The sequence below is a fragment of the Thioalkalivibrio halophilus genome, from assembly GCF_001995255.1.
GTDB lineage: Bacteria > Pseudomonadota > Gammaproteobacteria > Ectothiorhodospirales > Ectothiorhodospiraceae > Thioalkalivibrio > Thioalkalivibrio halophilus.
Genome location: NZ_MUZR01000018.1, coordinates 42,141 through 57,507, shown reverse-complemented (window position 1 = coordinate 57,507; position 15,367 = coordinate 42,141). Strand labels below are relative to the sequence as shown.

The following is a 15,367-nucleotide window of genomic DNA, read 5'->3' as shown; positions in this document are numbered from 1 at the left end:
TGAATCAATGTTTACGCCGGCCAGTCGGCCGGGCGTATCGAGCCATGGCGGCGGGGACTGCTACCAGGCCGTACCGCCCCCGGGTTCCACCGGCTGCGGAGCGGCCGGGTCATCCCCGGCAGGGTCGGCGTCACGGGCAGCCTCCGGTGCCGGATCCTCACCCTGAGGCCCGGAGCCGCTGCTGCCGCGCTCGCCCACCCACCAGATCTCGGCGCGACGGGCATCGCGTGACTCGTCCTCGACCCCGGGAGCGACGCCCCCGGCCTCGATTTCGATGTCGGCTGTGCCCAGGCCGGCCTCGCCAAGTGCGTCACGCACGGTTTCGGCCCGCTGCTGGCTGATTCGCCGGTTCACTCTGTCCGGGCCTTCGGCATCGGTCAAGCCGATCACCCGCAATCGCGGCCCTTCGACCCCGTCCAGGGCCGCCACCACCCGGTCCAGCGTCGCCCGGGCCTCACCATCCAGAGCCGTGCGCCCGGAATCAAAATAGACCACCCAGCGCTCGCGTGCCGTTCCGTCACCGGCCTCCGGGGCCCCTTCGGCCATCCCCTGCTCCGCCTGACAGATGCGGAAGCCCTCGACCCGGCGCCCAAAACGGATGCCACGGAAATGCACGATGTCCTCGCCGTCGGGGAACCCGATGCGCACATCATGGCCGGCGAGCAGACGGGCCTTGAGGGCCTGCACGCGATCGTCCGGCACACGGTAGCGGTCGTCCGGGCCCGCCCGCAGCATCAGCGACAATGGCGCCGGGCCGTCGCCGGGAAGCCATTCCGGTGCACCGGTTTCCAGCGGCGCCTGCGAGCGCCCGGGCACGGGATAGGGCGGATCCCAGAACGCGCGGACCGCCAGACCGGGACGGGTCTCGAACTGCAGCGAACCGCCGTGGCGCACCCGCTGTTCCAGGCGGCACAGGTCGTCGATCTCGACGCGGGTCCAGTCCGAACGCTCGAGCGTCTCCTGATACAGCGTGCCGCCCGGCGCCGGAGCGGCCAGCAGGACCAGCGCGGCGCCGGTCAGCCAGGCCGCCAGCCGCCCGGCAACCCGCGGCAACCCCGGACGTGACTCGCGGCGCACCCGCCTCTAACCCTTCTTCGGCGGCAGGATGTCGGTGATCGAGCCGTGCGCGGCCTCGGCGGCAAAGGCCACCGTCTCGCTGAGCGTCGGATGCGGATGGACGGTCAGGCCGATGTCCTCCATCTCCGCCCCCATCTCCAGCGCCAGCATCGCCTCGCCGATCAGGTCGCCGGCGGAGGGCCCGACCAGCCCGGCGCCGATCACCCGGCCCTCGGCATCGAAGAGCAGCTTGGTCATGCCGTCCTCGGCGCCCAGCGCGATCGCCCGGCCGGAGGCGGCCCAGGGGAACACGCCCCTGGTGTACTCGATGCCGTCGGCCTTCGCCTGTTCCTCGGTCACGCCCATCCACGCGACCTCCGGGTGGGTATAGGCCACCGACGGGATCGCGCGGGCGTCGAAGTGCACCTTGTGCCCGGCGATCACCTCGGCCGCGACCTTGCCCTCGTGGGTCGCCTTGTGCGCCAGCATCGGCTGGCCGACCACGTCGCCGATGGCGAAGATGTGCCCGACATTGGTGCGCTGCTGGCTGTCGACCTCGATGAAGCCGCGCTCGCTGACCTGAACCCCGGCGGCCTCGGCGTTGATCTTCGCGCCGTTCGGGCTGCGCCCCACGGCGACCAGCACGCGGTCGAAGGTGTCCTCTTCCGGCAGGCCCTTCGCCTCGCCCTCGAAGCGGCAGACGATGCCCTGCTCGGTGGCCTCGGCCCCGGCGACCTTGCTCTTGAGGAAGATGTTCTCGAAGCGCTTCTTCGCGCGCTTCTCGAACGGGCGCACGATGTCCCGGTCCGCCCCCGGCATCAGGGTATCGGACAGCTCCACCACCGTGACCTTCGTGCCCAGCGACTCGTACACGCAGGCCATCTCCAGGCCGATGATGCCGCCGCCGACCACCAGCATGCGCTCGGGGATGTCGGCCAGATCCAGCGCATCGGTGGAGTCCATCACCCGATGGTCGTCCCAGGGGAAGCCGGGCAGTTTCACCGCCTGCGAGCCGACGGAAATGATCGCGTGCTCGAAGCCGATCACCTCGCGGCCATCATCGCCCTCGACGGCGATGCTGTGGGCCCCGGTGAATTCGCCGACGCCCTGCACCACGCGCACCTTGCGCTGCTTGGCCAGCTGCTTCAGGCCTCCGGTCAGCTTCTTGACCGTCTTGTCCTTGTAGCCGCGCAGGCCGTCGAGGTCGATCTCCGGCTCGCCGAACTTGATGCCCAGGGCGGCAAAGCGCTCGGCCTCGTGCAGCACCTCGCCGGCGTGCAGCAGCGCCTTGGACGGGATGCAGCCGACGTTCAGGCAGACCCCGCCGATCTGCGGATAACGCTCGACCATCACCACGTCCAGGCCCAGGTCCGCGGCACGGAAGGCGGCGGTATAGCCGCCGGGGCCGGAGCCCAGCACCAGCACCTGGCACTGGCTGTCGGTGTTCGGGTCGGCCGCGGCCTGCGGCGCCGGGGTGGAGGACGCCCGGGCCGCGCCGGCGGGTTCCGCGGACGCCGCCTCGGTATCCTCCGCCGGGGCGGGCGAAGCCTCGCTGTCCGCGGCCTCCGCACCGGCCTCCAGTTCCAGGATCGGATCCCCCTGAGACACCCGCTGGCCGGTCTTCACGTGCACGGATTTGACCGTACCCGCCTGCGGTGCCGGGACATCGATGGTCGCCTTGTCCGATTCGAGCGTGATCAGCGGGTCTTCCGGGGCGATGGTACTGCCCGGCTGGACCAGGACCTCGATGATCTCGACATCCTTGAAGTCGCCGATGTCGGGGACTTCGACGGTGGTGGTCTGACTCATGACAAAGCTCCGGTGATTACAGCAGCATGCGCCGCATGTCGGACAGCAGCGCGCTCAGCGTGGTGGTGAAGCGGGCGCCCAGGGCCCCGTCGATCACCCGGTGGTCGTAGGACAAGGCCATCGGCAGCACCAGACGCGGCTCGAATTCCTCGCCGTTCCAGACCGGCTGCATCGAGGCCTTCGACACCCCGAGGATGGCGACCTCCGGGGCATTGACGATCGGCGTGAACTGGGTGCCGCCAATGCCGCCGAGGCTGGAGATGGTCAGACAGCCGCCCTGCATGTCGGCAGGCTTGAGTTTCTTCTCGCGCGCCCGCTTCGACAGGTCCATCAGTTCGGAGGCGATGTCCACCAGACTCTTTCGGTCCACGTCACGCACGACCGGAACCACCAGACCATCCGGCGTATCCACGGCCACGCCCAGGTGGTAGTACTGCTTGATCACCAGATTCTCGCCGGTGGCGTCCAGCGAGGCATTGAAACGCGGGTATTCCTTGAGCGCGGAGACCACCGCCTTCATCAGGAACGGCAGGAAGGTGATCTTGACCCCCTGCTTCTCGTATTCGGCCTTCAGCGATTTGCGGAAGTCCTCCAGCTCGGTGATGTCGGCCTCGTCGAACTGCGTCACGTGCGGGACGGTGACCCAGTTGCGATGCAGGTTCTGGCCGGTGAGCCGATTGATCTTCGACAGCGGCCGGGTCTCGATCGGACCGAACTCGGAGAAATCGATCTCCGGCATGGGTTCGACCCCCAGTCCGGAACCGGCGGGCTGGCTGAGCGCGCGCTTGACGAAGGCCTGCACGTCCTCGCGCAGGATGCGCCCCTTGCGACCGCTCCCCTCGACCTTGGACAGGTCGACCCCGAGCTCGCGCGCGAACTTGCGCACCACGGGCGAGGCATGGGCGCGACGGAACGCGGACTCGTTCTCGATATGGGCGGTGGGCGATGGCCGCGGGCCGCCCTGGCCGCCCCGCCCGCCGGTACCACCCGAGTCGCCGGCCGATGCCCTGGCCGGCGCGGACCCGGTATCCGGCGCGCTGGCCGAGGCCGCGGGTGCCGTTTCTTCGCCTCCGGCGGAGGCGGCCGGGTCGGCGGCGGCCTCCGCCGGAGCTTCCCCGGCACCACTGGCGGCAGCCTCGTCCGCGGGTGCCAGTTCGAGGATCGCATCCCCCTGCGAGACGCGGTCCCCGGCCTTGACCTTCATGCCCTGCACGGTACCGCCCTGCGGTGCCGGGATCTCGATGGAGGCCTTGTCCGACTCCAGGGTGATCAGCGGGTCCTCGGGCGCCACGGTGTCACCCGGCTTGACCAGTACCTCGATGATCTCGACGTCCTTGAAGTCACCGATGTCGGGGACTTCAACCGTAATCGTGTCGCTCATGTCTGCTCCTGCCTCGGGACGCCGGCCTCAGGCCTGCAGGGGATTGGGACGATCGGTGTCGATCTCGTATTTGTCGATCGCCTCGCGGACGGTCTTCGCCTCGACGGTCCCGGCATCGGCCAGGGCCTTCAGTGCGGTCACCGCGATATGGTAGCGGTCGACTTCGAAGTGGCGCCGCAGCGCGGAGCGCAGGTCCGAACGGCCGAAACCGTCGGTGCCCAGCACGCGATAGTCGGCGGGCACATAGGCGCGGATCTGATCGGCGAAGTTCGACACGTAGTCGGTGGCCGCGACCACCGGCGCCTCGGAACCGCCCAGGCACTGTTCGACCCAGCTACGGCGCGGCTTCGCGTCCGGATGCAGCCGGGCATGGCGCTCGCAGTCGCGACCGTCACGCGCCAGCTCGGTGAAACTGGTCGCGCTCCAGACCTCGGCCGACACGCCGAAGTCCTGCTCCAGCAGCGCGGCCGCCTCGATCGCCTCGCGCAGGATGGTGCCGGACCCCATAAGGCGGACCTTCTTTTTCTTGCGCCCGCCGGTCTGGAAACGATACAGGCCGCGGCGGATGCCCTCTTCGGCGCCCTCCGGCATCGCCGGCTGATGGTAGTTCTCGTTCATCGCGGTGATGTAGTAGAAGACGCTCTCCTGCTCGCGGAACATGCGCCGCATGCCGTCCTGCACGATCACCGCCAGCTCGTAGGCGAACGTCGGGTCGTAGGCGATGCAGTTGGGCACATTGGCCGCCATCATGTGGCTATGGCCGTCGTTGTGCTGCAGCCCTTCGCCGGCCAGGGTGGTGCGGCCGGCGGTTCCGCCGATCAGGAAACCGCGCGCCCGCTGGTCGCCGGCGGCCCAGATCAGATCGCCGATGCGCTGGAACCCGAACATCGAATAGAAGATGTAGAACGGGATGGTTGCGACGCCGTGGGTGGAGTAGGACGTCGCGGCGGCGATCCAGGAGGAGATCGAGCCGGCCTCGTTGATCCCTTCCTCCAGGATCTGGCCGCCCTTGTCCTCCTTGTAATACATCACCTGGTCCTTGTCCTGCGGCTCATAGAGCTGGCCGACCGAGGAATAGATGCCCAGCTGGCGGAACAGGCCTTCCATGCCGAAGGTACGCGCCTCGTCCGGGACGATCGGGACCACGTGCCGGCCGATCTTCTTGTCGCGCGCGAGGATCTGCAGCATGCGCACGAAGGCCATGGTGGTGGACATCTCGCGGTCGCCGGAGTCCTCCAGCAGCCCGGAAAAGGCGTCCAGTCCGGGGACCTCCAGCGGCGTGGTCATGTGCCGCCGCTGCGGCAAGTAACCGCCGAGCGCCTTGCGCCGCTCGTGCATGTACTGCATCTCGTCGGAGTCGGGATCCGGCTTGAGATACTCGGCCCGTTCCACCTGCTCGTCGGACAGCGGGATGTTGAAGCGGTCACGGAAGTGCTTCATGTCCTCCGTGTCCATCTTCTTCTGGCTGTGGGTGCGGTTCTGGGCCTCGCCCGCCGAACCCATGCCGTAGCCCTTGACGGTGTGCGCCAGGATTACGGTGGGCTGGCCGGTGTGCTCCATGGCCTCCTTGTAGGCGGCGTAGACCTTGACCGGGTCATGCCCGCCGCGATTCAGGCGCCAGATCTCCTCGTCGGACATGTTGGCGACCATCGCCTTGAGCTCCGGATACTTGCCGAAGAAGTGCTCGCGCACGTAGGCCCCGTCGTTGGCCTTGTAGTTCTGGTAGTCGCCGTCGACCGCCTCCATCATGCGCTTCTGCAGCAGGCCGTCGGTGTCCTTGGCCAGCAGCGGCTCCCAGTAGCGCCCCCACAGGACCTTGATGACGTTCCAGCCGGCGCCACGGAAGATCGCCTCCAGCTCCTGCACGATCTTGCCGTTGCCGCGCACCGGCCCGTCGAGGCGCTGCAGGTTGCAGTTCACCACCCAGGTCAGGTTGTCCAGCTTCTCGCGCGAGGCCAGGGTGATCGCCCCCATGGTCTCGGGCTCGTCCACCTCGCCGTCGCCAACGAAACTCCAGACATGGCGGTTCTCCGTCTGCGCCAGCCCGCGATCCTGCAGGTAACGCATGAACCGTGCCTGGTAGATGCTCATGATCGGGCCCAGCCCCATGGACACCGTCGGGAACTGCCAGAAGTCCGGCATCAGCCAGGGGTGCGGGTAGGAGGACAGCCCCTTGCCGTCCACCTCGCGGCGGAAATGATCCAGCTGCTCCTCGGTCAGGCGCCCTTCGAGGAAGGCACGGGCGTAGATCCCCGGCGAGGAATGCCCCTGAGCGAACACCAGATCACCGCCGTGCTCGTGCGACGGGGCGCGCCAGAAATGGTTGAAGCCGACGTCGTAGAGCGTGGCCCCGGAGGCGAAGGACGCGATGTGTCCACCCAGTTCCGGCGACACCCGGTTAGCCTTGACCACCATCGCCATCGCGTTCCAGCGGATGTAAGAGCGGATGCGGTGCTCCAGCGCGCCATCACCGGGGTACACCGGCTCGAGATGCGGCGGGATGGTGTTCACGTACGCGGTATTGGCCGAATACGGAAGATAGGCACCGCTGCGCCGGGCCTTGTCCACCAGGGCCTCCAGCAGGGCGTGCGCCCGTTCGGGCCCGTCGGCCTCCATCACGGAGGCAAGGGCGTCGATCCACTCCTGGGTTTCCTGCGGATCGATGTCGTTCGGGATGGCGTTCAGGTCCATGCGTCTACCCCTGAAAACGGGTTGGGAAACGGTTCGCGGGCGCGGGGCCGTACCACCGGGCGCGGGACGGTTCTGCTACCATGCCGCGGTCCGGGCGGACAGAAAGGCGCAAGTATCCCGACTGTGTTGCCAACAGGTCAAGCGAAAGCGTTCTATGGCGCCGATCTCCCGCAAAACGGGAGGGATACGCAAAGATCTTCCCGGAATCGATTCGAACCAAGGTAACCGCATGGCCGCACCCGCCCAGCTCGATCCGTCGCACCGCCCCATGGCTCATCGCTTCCGCGGCTTCCTGCCCGTAGTGGTCGATGTGGAAACCGGGGGTTTCGACTGCGAACGCCACGCCCTGCTGCAGGTGGCCGCAGTCTTCCTGCGCCGCAACGAGCAGGATCGCCTGGAGCGCGCCCACACCGTGAGCCTCCACGTACGGCCGTTCGATGGGTCCGAGATGGACCCGAAATCCCTGGAGGTCAACGGGATCGACCCCTACCATCCGCTGCGCGCGGCGTGGCCGGAGGATCAGGCGATGGGCCGGCTGTTCAGCGAAGTGCGTCGCGAGGTCAAGCTGAATTTGTGCAAACGCGCGATCCTGGTGGGACACAACGCCCATTTCGACCTCGGGTTCGTGCACAAGGCGGCGGACCGCTGCGGGATCAAGCGCAACCCCTTCCACCCGTTCAGCAGCCTGGACACCGTTTCGCTGGCTGCACTGGCATACGGCCAGACCGTACTCGCGCGCGCGGCGCGCGCCGCCGGGCTGGAGTGGGACAACGATTCCGCGCACAGCGCGGCCTTCGACGCCGNNAGGCCGCGCTGCAGCTGCCTGACCCGGAAGAACTCCCGCCGGGTAGCTGACCACAAAAAAGGCCCGCCACCGCGATCGCGATGACGGGCCGGGCACGCCGCGGGCCGGTCGCTTCAGCCGGCGTTGCGCTGGGCGTGCTTGTCGTGGGCCTCGTCGACCATCTTCTTCAGCTCGCCGCTTTCGAACATCTCCAGGGTGATGTCGCAGCCGCCGATGAGCTCGCCGTCGATATAGACCTGCGGAAAGGTCGGCCAGTCGGCGAAGCGCGGCAGGTTCTGCATGACCTCCTGATCGGCGATAACGTTCACGTAGCCGAACTCGCGCTCGCAGCGCTTCAGCGCCTCCACCGCGCGGCTCGAAAAGCCGCACATCGGGAACTGCGGGCTCCCCTTCATGAAGATCACGACCGGGTTCTCTTCCACCTGCTGGCGGATACGGTCCATTACATCCATTGCTGTACTCCTGATACGGGCCTGATGGTTGATTGCGATAAGGAAACGTGCCGGGCGCAGGGGTGCCGCCCCCGCGACAAAGTCCGAGTATTATACTCAGACATTGAAGCGAAAATGTACAACGTCCCCTTCGCGCATGACGTATTCCTTGCCTTCGAGCCGCCACTTGCCGACATCCTTCGCCCCCTGCTCACCGCCGTGCTCCACGTAGTCGTTGTAGGCGACCACCTCGGCGCGGATGAAACCCTTCTCGAAATCGGTATGGATCACGCCCGCCGCCTGTGGCGCGGTGGAGCCCCGGCGCACGGTCCAGGCCCGCACCTCCTTCTCGCCGGCGGTGAAGAAGGTCTGCAGATCCAGTAGCTCATAGGCGGTGCGGATCACGCGGTCCAGACCGGGTTCCTCGAGGCCCAGATCGGCGAGGAATTCGGCGCGCTCGCCGGGCTCGAGCACGGCGATCTCGGCCTCGATGGCCGCGCACACGCTGACCACCTGAGCCCCCTCCTCGGCGGCCTTCGCGCGCACGGCGCGCACCTGTTCGTTATCCTCGGTGAGACCCGCCTCGTTGACGTTGGCGATGTACATCAGCGGCTTGATGGTCAGCAGGTGGAGATCGCGCAGCAGCTCGAGCTCTTCCGCCTCCAGATCCTGGGCACGCACCGGGATGCCCTCACCCAGGCCCTCGGCCACCTTCTCGGCGGCCCGGAGCCGGGCGATGGCCTCCTTGTCCTGGGACTTGGCGGCACGCGTCAGACGGGTCAGCGCCTTGTTGACCGTCTCCAGGTCCGCCAGCATCAGCTCGGTACTGATGGTCTCGATGTCGGCCAGCGGGTCCACCCGGCCGGCTACATGGACGATGTCATCGTCCTCGAAACAGCGAACCACCTGGGCGATGGCGTCGGTCTCGCGGATATGCGCCAGGAACTGGTTGCCCAGCCCCTCGCCCTGGGCCGCCCCGGACACCAGCCCGGCGATGTCGACGAACTCCACCGTGGTCGGCAGCACCCGCTCCGGCGATACCAGCTCCGCCAGCTTTGCCAGCCGCGGGTCCGGCACCTCCACCACCCCGACGTTGGGATCGATGGTGCAGAACGGGTAGTTCTCCGCGGCGATCTCCGCGCGCGTGAGGGCGTTGAACAGAGTCGATTTGCCGACGTTCGGCAGGCCGACGATGCCGCATTTCAGGCTCATGGGGTTTCCTCGGATGTAACTTCGGTGCGGGCTCGGTGCGGACTCAGCCGGAACCGCGACCGTGCAGACGGCGCACGGCCTCGTCCCAGCGCCCGGCCAGCAGGGCCGGGATCTCGCGCGTCGCGTCGTCCAGTGCCTCGCCGATCGCCCGCGCCGCATCACGATCGGGACGATCCAGCACGAACGGGACCACCTGGTCGCGTTCGCCGGGATGACCGATACCGACGCGCAGACGGCAGTAGGCGGGACCGCCCAGGTGCCGGTGCAGGTCGCGCAGACCGTTATGCCCGCCATGCCCGCCGCCATGCTTCAGGCGGACCACCCCGGGCTCGAGATCCAGTTCGTCGTGGACGACCAGGATCTCCTCCGGAGCGATGCGATAGAAATCGGCGCATTTGCGCACCGGCAGGCCGCTCTTGTTCATGAAGGACATCGGCTTGAGGAGCCAGGCATCACCTTCGGGGAGGGTCAGCCGGGCCGCCTCGCCATCGAAGCGGTTCTCCGGGCGAAAGCGGACGCCGTGATCACGGGCCAGGGCATCCACAAACCAGAAGCCCGCGTTATGCCGGGTTTCGGCGTAACGCGGGCCCGGGTTGCCCAGCCCGACCACCAGGCGAATCGGCGCAGGTCGGCTGGTCATGCGGGAGGTCGTGACCGCGGCGTTCAGCCGTTGTCTTCCTCGCCGCCGGCTTCCTCGCCCGCGGCCTCGTCACCACCTTCCTCGCCTTCGGCGCCCTCGGCGGCGGCCGCACCACCACCGCCGCCACCCTTGGCGGAACGCGGCAGCTGCACGGTCACGACCGCGTAGTCGTATTCGTCGCCCTGCATCAGCGCGACCATCTCGACACCCTTGGGCAGATTACCCTTCAGGTCGGACAGGTGCAGGGTCTCGCCCACGTCGACGCCGGTCATGTCGACGTCGATCGATTCCGGCAGGTCGTCCGGCAGGCACTCGACCTCGATCTCGTTGACCTGACGGTTGATCATGCCACCGCCGGGCTTCACGCCCTTGCAGGTCTCCTCGTTGAGGAAGTGGATGGGCACGTTCACGCGGATCGGCTGGTTGGCGCTCACGCGCAGCAGGTCCACGTGGTAGATGGTGGGCTTGAACGGATGGCGCTGCACGTCACGCAGGATCGCCTTCTGCGACTGGCCGTCCAGCTTGACCGTCAGGATGTGCGAATAAAACGCGTCTTCCTTCAGGTTGTGCACCATCGCGTTGTGATCCAGCGTGATCGGCACCGCGGGATCGTCGCCGCCATACAGGATGGCGGGCAGCTTGCCGGCGCGACGCAGGCGGCGGCTCGCACTCGAACCCTGTTCGTCACGCTTCTCGGCTTCAAGGGTAAAGCTCATGCTCATGATGACGTTCTCCAGAATGAACGCGCCCCACCCGCGACCAGGTGAGGCGTAAAGCGGGAGGCCCTTCCTCCCGGATTCGGGGCAGCCGGCGATCGCCGGCGACGCAGACCGGGTTCCGCCGGCCCGGGCTCAGTCCACGAACAGCGAGCTCACGGACTCCTCGCGATTGATGCGGCGGATGGTCTCCGCGAGCATCTCTGCGACCGAGAGCTGCCGGATTTTCGGACAGGCCTGCGCGTTGGGCTGGAGGGCCAGGGTGTCGGTCACCACCAGCTCGTCCAGCGCCGAACCGTTTATGTTATCAATCGCCGCGCCGGAAAGCACGGGGTGGGTGGCATAGGCGCTGACCGAGGAGGCGCCATGCTCCTTCAGCGCCTTCGCTGCCTGACACAGGGTACCGGCCGTATCCACCAGGTCGTCGATGATGATGCAGGACTTGCCGCGCACGTCCCCGATGATGTGCATCACTTCGGATTCGTTGGCGCGCGGGCGGCGCTTGTCGATGATCGCCAGGTCGGCGTCATCCATCCGTTTGGCGATCGCTCGGGCGCGCACGACGCCGCCGACGTCGGGCGACACGACCGTCAGATCACCGGAGACGTGACGCCAGACATCGCCCAGCAGCACCGGCGAGGCATAGATGTTGTCCACCGGAACGTTGAAAAATCCCTGAACCTGATCGGCATGGACGTCGATGGTCAGCACGCGATCGGCGCCCACCGCCTCGATCATGTTGGCCACGACCTTGGCCGAGATCGGCACGCGCGCCGAGCGCACACGGCGATCCTGACGGGCATAACCGAAATACGGGATCACCGTGGTAATGCGGCCGGCCGAAGCGCGGCGCAGGGCATCCACCATGATCACGAGCTCCATGAGGTTCTCGTTGGTGGGCTGCCCGGTGGGCTGGATCAGGAAGACGTCGCGTCCGCGCACGTTTTCCAGGATCTCGACCTGGACCTCGCCGTCACTGAACCGGCCGACGGTCACCTTCCCCATCGGCAGGCCGAGGTGCTCGGCAACGCCCTGTGCCAGTCGCGGGTTGGCGTTCCCCGCGAAGATCATCATGCGACTCTTGTCGACCACGACTTGTCCCGGTCTGGGTGGTGCGGAACCGCGCCCGGATGGCGCGGTCTCCAGTAAGGAACCCCGGCCGGGGCCGAGGTTCGGGAACATGCCCCTCGCCTTCGGCGCGGGGCGATTGTATGGCTGGGCCGGCAGGATTCGAACCTGCGCATGACGGGATCAAAACCCGTTGCCTTACCGCTTGGCTACGGCCCAGTAGAATGGCCGCCCGACTCGGGCAACCACGCCCGCAGGGGCGACTCGTTGCGCAGCCGGGTGACCCGGCTGCTCCAGGGCAGCGGCTGTTCCTCGCGTGCCCTCTCGGCTTCGGCGCGGTCGCGAAACAGCCCGAACACGCAACCGCCGGTTCCGCTCAGGCGGGCCCGGTCGGTCTGCGAGCCCAGCCAGTCCAGCGCCCGGGCGATGTCCGGATGGCGCGTCCGGACCACCGGTTCGAAGACGTTCCCAAATGGCGCGCCGTCGACCGCGTGCGAGATTCTCTCGGTGGGACAGTCGCGTGTCAATTCTCCTGACCCGAACATGGTTCCGGTGGCGACCGGGACACCGGGGTCGATCAGCAGCGCCCAGGGGCAGTCGGGCCGCACCGGGACCAGGGTTTCGCCCACGCCTTCGGCCCATGCGGCGCGGCCGCGCACGAAGACCGGCACGTCCGCGCCGAGACGCAGGCCGAGGTCGGCCAGCGTCGATTCGTCCAGCCCAAGCTCGAACAGATGATTCAGCGCAACCAGGGTGGTGGCAGCGTCGGAACTGCCTCCGCCCACACCGCCACCGACCGGGAGGCGCTTGTCGAGGTGGATCGTCACCCCTTCGTGTCGCCCGGCGGCCGCAAAGACCATGCGGGCGGCGCGCACGCACAGGTTTTCGGCCCCGTCCACGGCATCCGCGGAGGCCATCGCCACCTCCCCGCCGGGGCGCGGCTCGAAGCGCAGCCGGTCCTCCAGATCGAGGAACTGGAACACGGTCTGCAGCTCGTGGTAGCCGTCCGCGCGCCGACCGGTGATGTGCAGGAAGCGGTTGATCTTCGCGGGCGCGGGGAAGATCTGCGCAAAGGGCTTGTCCATCAGGCGGATCCGTCTCCCATCTGCCACTGGCGGATCACGGCGCGCAGCGTGAGCTCATCGCGCTGCAGCTCCATGCGCACCGGCATGGACTCGCCGTCGAATTCCTCGTACTCGCCGTATTCGATCTCCCAGCCGGCCTGACGGATGCGGATCGGACGCCCTTCGGCGTCCACCTCGTGCTCGAACGGACGGGCGGGATCCGGCAGGCCACGTACCCAGTAGACCATCCCCGACACCGGAATCGCATCGCCGGTGAGACGCTGCGCGAGGGCGTCCGGATCGCGTGCGCTGTGATGTTCGCCATCACGGGTCACCAGCCGCGCCGGCTGTCCCTCGGCGAGGGTCAATCGGCCGCCACCCCGCCCCATCGGACCGGACAGATCGAGGATATGCGTACCCTCCTGCACCCGCCAGTTGAGCTGTGCGGACCAGTATTCACGCTCGGTATCCAGCCCCAGGCGGGCCACCAGGCGCCAGGTTTCGATGGCGGCGAGCCGCTCGCTGCGCTCCTCGAAGGCCCTTTGCGCGGCGTCGCCCCGGTCCACCTCCGGCAGGGCCGCACACCCGGCGAGCAGCATCACGGTCATCAGCGCGAGTGCCGCGCGCACACCTGGCCCCCTCATTCGGGTCATTCGAGCAGCTCGCGCCGGACCCGCTGCAGCCGCTCGTGCCCGGGTTCGCGCTCCAGCGCCTTATCGAGCAGCTCGCGCGCCTCGTCGCGTTCGCCCTGCTCCCACAACACGACGGCCAGATTACTGGCGATCTCGCCGTCCTCCATCATGCTCCAGGCCCGCCGCAACTGCTCTTCGGCCTCGTCCAGCCGCCCGAGCTTGTAGAGCACCCAGCCGTAGCTGTCGACCACGGCTGCGTCATCGGGACGCTGCTCGAGGGCCTGCGTGATCAGCTCGTAGGCCTCCTCGTAGCGGTCGGTCCGGTCGGCCAGGGTGTACCCCAGCGCGTTCATCGCCGTGGCACTGTCCGGGTCGTTGTCAAGGATTGTGCGAAAGTCCTGCAGCGCCGCGTCCACCCGGTCCAGGCGCTCGTGGATCAGCCCGCGCAGATACAGCAGGTCGCTCTCCTCGGGGAAGGCATCCAGTGCCGCATCGGCGCGTTCCAGCGCACGTTCGTAGGCCTCTTCCTCGCGCAGGGTGTTGACCTCCACGACCCAGGCCTCGCGTGCCACATCGGCGTCGTCGTGCGTCTGCAGTTCGTCGAACGCAGCGCGCGCCGCCCCGGCACCGTTTTCGCGCAGGGTCAGGGCCGCGAGGCGCAGCCGCGCATCCGCGCGAAACTCGCCCTCGCCAACCCGCTCGAAGAACGTCCGGGCCCGGTCCGCATCCCCTTCCAGCTCGTGCAGACGACCCAGATAATAGGCCACCTCGTTCTCGCGCACGCCGCGGGCCTCCAGGGCCTCCAGCTGCTCGCGCGCGGCCTCGTGCCAGCCGCTCTCGAGGCTCAGCAGGGCCAGCGTCAGGCGGGCCTCGTGGTCGTCGGGGGCCAGCTCTGCCAGCCGCGCGATCTCCTCCGGGCCCCGGTCGTCGTCGGCATGGTCGGTCAGTGCATGGGCATAGCCGATGCGGGCGTCGCGACTGTCCGGGTGGGCGGCGACGGCCTCGCGCATCAGGGCCAGGGCCTCGTCCCCGCGTTCGTCTCGCTCCAGGGCCTGCGCCCGCAACAGGTACAGGCTGATGGCGTCGGGATGCTGCTCGAGACCCCGCTCGGTGGCCTGCAGGGCCGCCCCGGTCGCGTCGAACCGCAGCGCAAGTTCGGCATACACTCGCCAGGTGTCGCGATCCCCGGCCCGCCGCGTGGCGAGGTGGTCCAGGGTCTCCAGCGCGTGGTCCCGGTTGTCGGCCTGCACCATCAGCGAGGCCAGCGATGAATAGGGACTGGCACCTTCCCGCGCGCGCCGCTGCATCAGTTCATCCAGCTGCTGCGCGGCGGCCTCGACCTGCCCGGCGTCGATGCGCAGCAGCGCAACGATCTGCACCGCCTCCATGTGTTCGGGCGACAGGGCCAGCCAGCGCTCCCCGGAACGCAGGGCCTGCTCACGATCCCGCGCGAACAGGGCAATGCGGGTGGCCCGCTCGGCGATCTCCGGGTCGTGGCTCAGCGCCGCCGCCGCACCGTAGAAGGCCGCCGCATCGGCGGTCTGCCCGGAACGCACGGCGATCTCGCCGGCAAGCACGCTGAACATCAGCGCCGCCTCCGGATCCTCCTGCAATCCGCTCTCGGGCAGGGTCACGATCTCCGGGGCGTCGGTTTCCAGCGGCTCGCCGGCACCGAGCGAATGGTGCGCACAGCCGCTGACAAGGAGGGCAACGGCCGCGGCCAGCAGGGTTCGGGTCATAGAGGCATTCCATGCATGTCAGCTTTCAGTGAGACGGCACCGGGCCGCGCCAGGTTCCTTCGGGCCCGGCATCCGGATTCCTGCGCACTGTACCGAACCCTTTCACCGCGTACACTACTGACC

The 15,367-nt window shown here is 68.0% G+C and carries 12 protein-coding genes, 1 tRNA gene and 1 pseudogene; 1 reads left to right on the top strand and 13 read right to left on the bottom strand.

The genetic code is table 11. The features are described from left to right. Positions 1-60 precede the first annotated feature (60 nt). From B1A74_RS06655 to aceE, 4 genes are read right to left on the bottom strand one after another with little or no spacing between them, the layout of a single operon-like run. Positions 61-1,053, bottom strand: a complete 993-nt coding sequence (locus B1A74_RS06655) for an OmpA family protein (RefSeq protein ID WP_077244151.1) — start codon at positions 1,051-1,053, stop codon at positions 61-63. Positions 1,054-1,083: 30 nt separating this feature from the next. Continuing rightward, complete coding sequence (gene lpdA / locus B1A74_RS06650) at positions 1,084-2,865, bottom strand: dihydrolipoyl dehydrogenase (protein WP_077244150.1); 1,782 nt, start codon at positions 2,863-2,865, stop codon at positions 1,084-1,086. Between the two features lie 16 nt (positions 2,866-2,881). Next, on the bottom strand, positions 2,882-4,246 hold the full coding sequence (gene aceF, locus B1A74_RS06645) for a dihydrolipoyllysine-residue acetyltransferase (RefSeq protein WP_077244149.1): 1,365 nt from the start codon (positions 4,244-4,246) through the stop codon (positions 2,882-2,884). A 27-nt stretch (positions 4,247-4,273) separates the two neighbouring features. After that, a complete protein-coding gene (gene aceE, locus B1A74_RS06640) occupies positions 4,274-6,937 on the bottom strand; it encodes a pyruvate dehydrogenase (acetyl-transferring), homodimeric type (protein WP_077244148.1) in 2,664 nt (887 codons plus the stop codon). 229 nt (positions 6,938-7,166) lie between these two features. Here aceE and B1A74_RS06635 point away from each other — a divergent pair. Continuing rightward, positions 7,167-7,792, top strand: a pseudogene (locus tag B1A74_RS06635) (exonuclease domain-containing protein). Between the two features lie 63 nt (positions 7,793-7,855). On the opposite strand, the gene grxD reads toward B1A74_RS06635, so the two are convergent. From grxD to B1A74_RS06590, 9 genes are all read right to left on the bottom strand, one after another. Next, the gene (gene grxD / locus B1A74_RS06630; RefSeq protein WP_018935295.1) at positions 7,856-8,194 is read right to left on the bottom strand and encodes a Grx4 family monothiol glutaredoxin; all 339 of its coding nucleotides are present in this window, start codon (positions 8,192-8,194) and stop codon (positions 7,856-7,858) included. A 96-nt stretch (positions 8,195-8,290) separates the two neighbouring features. Further along, on the bottom strand, positions 8,291-9,385 hold the full coding sequence (gene ychF, locus B1A74_RS06625; RefSeq protein WP_024328216.1) for a redox-regulated ATPase YchF: 1,095 nt from the start codon (positions 9,383-9,385) through the stop codon (positions 8,291-8,293). 43 nt (positions 9,386-9,428) lie between these two features. Further along, on the bottom strand, positions 9,429-10,025 hold the full coding sequence (gene pth, locus B1A74_RS06620; RefSeq protein ID WP_077244147.1) for an aminoacyl-tRNA hydrolase: 597 nt from the start codon (positions 10,023-10,025) through the stop codon (positions 9,429-9,431). Between the two features lie 23 nt (positions 10,026-10,048). Next, positions 10,049-10,747 (bottom strand): 50S ribosomal protein L25/general stress protein Ctc, encoded by a 699-nt coding sequence (locus B1A74_RS06615; protein ID WP_077244146.1) that lies wholly within the window; start codon positions 10,745-10,747, stop codon positions 10,049-10,051. Between the two features lie 129 nt (positions 10,748-10,876). Then, the gene (locus tag B1A74_RS06610; protein ID WP_018947433.1) at positions 10,877-11,833 is read right to left on the bottom strand and encodes a ribose-phosphate diphosphokinase; all 957 of its coding nucleotides are present in this window, start codon (positions 11,831-11,833) and stop codon (positions 10,877-10,879) included. Positions 11,834-11,953: 120 nt separating this feature from the next. Further along, positions 11,954-12,028: transfer RNA gene (locus B1A74_RS06605), tRNA-Gln, on the bottom strand. Beyond that, positions 12,019-12,894, bottom strand: a complete 876-nt coding sequence (ispE, locus tag B1A74_RS06600; RefSeq protein WP_077244145.1) for a 4-(cytidine 5'-diphospho)-2-C-methyl-D-erythritol kinase — start codon at positions 12,892-12,894, stop codon at positions 12,019-12,021. Before ispE ends, B1A74_RS06605 begins: the two co-directional genes overlap by 10 nt. Beyond that, positions 12,894-13,517, bottom strand: coding sequence for a lipoprotein insertase outer membrane protein LolB (lolB, locus tag B1A74_RS06595; protein ID WP_208855984.1), 624 nt, complete (start codon positions 13,515-13,517; stop codon positions 12,894-12,896). Before lolB ends, ispE begins: the two co-directional genes overlap by 1 nt. Before the next feature lie 5 nt (positions 13,518-13,522). After that, positions 13,523-15,244, bottom strand: a complete 1,722-nt coding sequence (locus tag B1A74_RS06590) for a tetratricopeptide repeat protein (protein WP_077244143.1) — start codon at positions 15,242-15,244, stop codon at positions 13,523-13,525. Positions 15,245-15,367 lie beyond the last annotated feature (123 nt).